Source organism: Streptomyces sp. GC420 (assembly GCF_009916105.1).
GTDB lineage: Bacteria > Actinomycetota > Actinomycetes > Streptomycetales > Streptomycetaceae > Streptomyces.
In genome coordinates this window covers 1-4,444 of record NZ_JAAAXQ010000516.1, presented here as the reverse complement: position 1 = coordinate 4,444, position 4,444 = coordinate 1, and the positions used below count along the sequence as shown (strand labels likewise).

Below are 4,444 nucleotides of genomic sequence, written 5' to 3'. Positions count from 1 at the left end.
GCCGGGGCCGGTGGCGGGCGGGGGCCGCCACGGCTGTCGGCGGGGCGACGTAGTCTGGAAGACCCCCGGCCCGTTCGACGTGTCGGGCGGTTCGCGTTGCCCACCAGCCGATCATCACTGGTCATACCGGGACGGATTGCCTCCATGAGCCTGTACGGTCTGCTCGACGCCGTCATCAAGGACCCCGCACTCGCCGAAGCCGTCAAGGCCGCGGGAGACGGCAACCGTATGCACGTCGACATGGTCGGGCCGCCGGCCGCGCGGCCGTTCGCGGTGGCGGCGCTGGCACGTGAGACCCGGCGCACCGTCCTCGCCGTGACCGCGACGGGGCGGGAGGCGGAGGACCTGGCGGCGGCGCTGCGGTCCCTGCTGCCGCCGGACGGCGTGGTGGAGTACCCGTCGTGGGAGACGCTGCCGCACGAGCGGCTGTCCCCGCGGTCGGACACCGTGGGCCGGCGGCTGGCCGTGCTGCGCAGGCTCGCCCACCCGAAGGCCGACGACCCGTCGGCGGGACCGGTCAGCGTGGTCGTCGCCCCCGTCAGGTCCGTGCTCCAGCCGCAGGTCAAGGGCCTCGGCGACCTGGAGCCGGTGAGTCTGCGCAGCGGGCAGACCGCCGACCTCGAAGAGATCGTGGCGGGCCTCGCGGCGGCCGCGTACCAGCGGGTGGAGCTGGTGGAGAAGCGCGGCGAGTTCGCCGTGCGCGGCGGCATCCTCGACGTCTTCCCGCCCACCGAGGAACACCCCCTGCGCATCGAGTTCTGGGGCGACGACATCGAGGAGATCCGGTACTTCAAGGTCGCGGACCAGCGCTCCCTGGAGATCGCCGAGCACGGCCTGTGGGCGCCGCCCTGCCGCGAGCTGCTGCTGACCGACGAGGTCCGCGGCCGTGCCGCGGCCCTCGCCGAGGAGCACCCCGAACTGGGCGAGCTGCTCGGCAGGATCGCCGAGGGCATCGCCGTCGAGGGCATGGAGTCCCTGGCACCGGTCCTCGTCGACGACATGGAGCTGCTGCTCGACGTACTCCCGCCGGGCGCGATGGCCGTCGTCTGCGACCCGGAGCGGGTGCGGACCCGCGCCGCCGACCTGGTGGCCACCTCGCAGGAGTTCCTCCAGGCGTCCTGGGCGGCCACGGCCGGCGGGGGCGACGCGCCGATCGACGTCGGCGCGGCCTCCCTGTGGGGCATCGCGGACGTCCGAGACCGGGCGCGCGAGCTGGACATGATGTGGTGGTCGGTCTCCCCCTTCGCCGCCGACGAGGAACTCGGCTCCGACACCCTGAAGCTGGGCATGCACACCCCCGAGAGCTACCGAGGCGACACCGCCCGGGCCCTGGCCGACACCAAGGGCTGGCTCGCGGACGGCTGGCGCACGGTCTTCCTCACCGAGGGCCACGGCCCCGCCGCCCGCACCGTCGAGGTGCTCGGCGGGGAGGGCATCGCCGCCAGGCTGGAGCCCGAGCTGGGCACCGTCGCCCCGTCCGTCGTGCACGTCTCCTGCGGCTCGCTCGACCACGGCTTCGTCGACCCCGGCCTGCGGATCGCCGTACTGACGGAGACCGACCTCACCGGCCAGAAGGCCGCGGGCCGGGACGGGCAGCGGATGCCCGCGCGCCGCCGCAAGACCATCGACCCGCTCACCCTGGAGGCCGGCGACTACATCGTCCACGAGCAGCACGGCGTCGGCCGCTACATCGAGATGGTGCAGCGCACCGTCCAGGGTGCCACCCGTGAGTACCTCCTCGTCGAGTACGCCCCCGCCAAGCGCGGCCAGCCCGGCGACCGCCTCTACATCCCCACCGACCAGCTGGAGCAGGTCACCAAGTACGTCGGCGGGGAGGCCCCGACCCTGCACCGGCTCGGCGGCGCCGACTGGACGAAGACCAAGGCGCGCGCCAAGAAGGCCGTCAAGGAGATCGCCGCCGACCTGATCAGGCTGTACTCCGCGCGGATGGCCGCCCCCGGCCACACCTTCGGCCCCGACACCCCCTGGCAGCGGGAGCTGGAGGACGCGTTCCCCTACGCCGAGACGCCCGACCAGCTCTCCACCATCGCCGAGGTCAAGGAGGACATGGAGAAGTCCGTCCCGATGGACCGGCTGATCTGCGGCGACGTCGGCTACGGCAAGACGGAGATCGCGGTCCGCGCCGCGTTCAAGGCCGTCCAGGACGGCAAGCAGGTCGCCGTGCTCGTCCCGACGACCCTCCTCGTCCAGCAGCACTTCGGAACCTTCTCCGAGCGCTACTCGCAGTTCCCCGTCGTGGTGCGGGCGCTGTCCCGCTTCCAGTCCGACACGGAGGCGAAGGCCACCCTGGAGGGCCTGCGCGAAGGCTCCGTCGACGTCGTCATCGGCACCCACCGCCTGTTCTCCTCCGAGACGAAGTTCAAGGACCTCGGCCTGGTCGTCGTGGACGAGGAGCAGCGCTTCGGCGTCGAGCACAAGGAGCAGCTGAAGAAGCTCCGCGCCAACGTCGACGTCCTGACCATGTCCGCCACCCCCATCCCCCGTACGCTGGAGATGGCCGTGACCGGCATCCGCGAGATGTCGACGATCACGACCCCGCCGGAGGAGCGGCACCCGGTGCTGACCTTCGTCGGGCCGTACGAGGAGAAGCAGATCGGCGCCGCGATCCGGCGTGAACTGCTGCGCGAGGGCCAGGTCTTCTACATCCACAACCGGGTCGAGTCCATCGACCGCGCGGCGGCCAGGCTGCGGGACATCGTGCCCGAGGCGCGGATCGCCACCGCCCACGGCCAGATGTCCGAGTCCGCGCTGGAGCAGGTCGTCGTCGACTTCTGGGAGAAGAAGTTCGACGTCCTCGTCTCGACGACCATCGTCGAGTCCGGCATCGACATCTCCAACGCCAACACCCTCATCGTGGAGCGCGGCGACACCTTCGGCCTCTCCCAGCTGCACCAGCTGCGGGGCCGTGTCGGCCGGGGCCGGGAACGCGGCTACGCCTACTTCCTCTACCCGCCGGAGAAGCCGCTCACGGAGACCGCGCACGAGCGTCTGGCCACCATCGCCCAGCACACCGAGATGGGCGCCGGCATGTACGTCGCCATGAAGGACCTGGAGATCCGCGGCGCGGGCAACCTGCTGGGCGGCGAGCAGTCCGGGCACATCGCCGGCGTCGGATTCGACCTGTACGTACGGATGGTGGGCGAGGCCGTCGCCGACTACCGGGCCTCCCTGGAGGGAGGGGCCGAGGAGGAGCAGCCGCTGGAGGTCAAGATCGAGCTCCCGGTCGACGCGCACGTTCCGCACGACTACGCGCCGGGCGAGCGGCTGCGCCTCCAGGCCTACCGTTCGATCGCCTCCGCCAACTCGGAGGAGGACATCAAGGCGGTCCGCGAGGAACTCACCGACCGCTACGGCAAGCTGCCCGAGCCGGTGGAGAACCTGCTGCTGGTCGCCGGGCTGCGGATGCTCGCCCGGGCGTGCGGTGTCGGCGAGATCGTCCTCCAGGGCAACAACATCCGTTTCGCCCCGGTGGAGCTGCGGGAGTCGCAGGAACTGCGGCTGAAGCGGGTCTACCCCGGCTCGATCGTGAAGGCGGCGGCCCACCAGGTGCTCGTCCCGCGTCCCAAGCCCTCGAAGATCGGCGGAAGGCCACTGGTCGGACGGGAACTGCTGGGCTGGACCGGGGAGTTCCTGGCGACGATCCTCGGCTAGCGGGCCGCGCGGCCGCCCTGGGGCGGGTTCGCCCCCGCGACGGCCGCCCCCCGCGTCCGGCCGGTCAGGCCGGACGCGGTGCCCGCGCAGGGACGTCCGTACCGCTCGTCAACCGCCGCACTGACGCAGCATCATGCGCCTGTCCGGTGCCGTCACCGGCATCCCGTACTTGATGGCGACCTGGGCGAACCGGACCGCATAGGCGCACCTGATCCGCCTGTCGGGCGGCAGCCAGGAAGCGGGTCCGGAGTCGCCCTTGGCGGAGTTCGCCCTTCCGCCGACCGGGATCAGGTTGAGCGCGTCGTTGGCGAGTTGCTGCCGCTTCCGCTTGTCCCAGCGCACGGCGCCCATCTGCCAGGCGTACGACAACGGCACCACGTGATCTATCTGTACCTCGGTGGCTTTCGCCTTCTTCCAGACGATGTCCTTGCCCGTGTACGGGTCGTACACGTCCATCGAAACGACCACGCAGTCGGAACCGGTACGGAACTCAACGTTGCGCCCGTGGAGTTTCAGCAAGTCGTTCCGCGTGTCACAGCCATTCCGGGCCAGCGGCACCCCGTCGGCCGTGTCCATCCAGGCGTAGCCGAACTCGTCCCGGTCGTAACCCGTCCTGGGGCCGCGTCCCTTGGTGGACAGCTCGCCGATGAGCCTTCGGGCCTCGGCCCTGTCCGCGTCGGTCGTCACCGGCGCGAGTCCGGGCTTCGTGCCCTCCGGGTTGTCGAGCGGACTGACGGTCCGTCCGTCCCGCGCCCCCGGCCCCGCCCCCGAC

At 71.5% G+C, this 4,444-nt stretch carries 2 protein-coding genes; one reads left to right on the top strand and one right to left on the bottom strand.

Annotated elements, in window-relative coordinates:
• The first annotated feature begins 144 nt into the window (after positions 1–144).
• Entirely contained in the window at positions 145–3,672 is a 3,528-nt protein-coding gene (gene mfd / locus GUY61_RS35230) for a transcription-repair coupling factor (protein ID WP_166634390.1), read from the top strand.
• Positions 3,673–3,780: 108 nt separating this feature from the next.
• On the opposite strand, the gene GUY61_RS35225 is transcribed toward mfd, so the two are convergent.
• A partial coding sequence (locus tag GUY61_RS35225; RefSeq protein WP_208106844.1) for an HNH endonuclease family protein occupies positions 3,781–4,444 on the bottom strand: 664 nt, incomplete at its 5' end.

What these genes read in the sequence shown, in the direction of transcription:
- mfd (WP_166634390.1), top strand. Translation starts at nt 145, where the DNA reads ATGAGCCTGTACGGTCTGCTCGACGCCGTCATCAAGGACCCCGCACTC.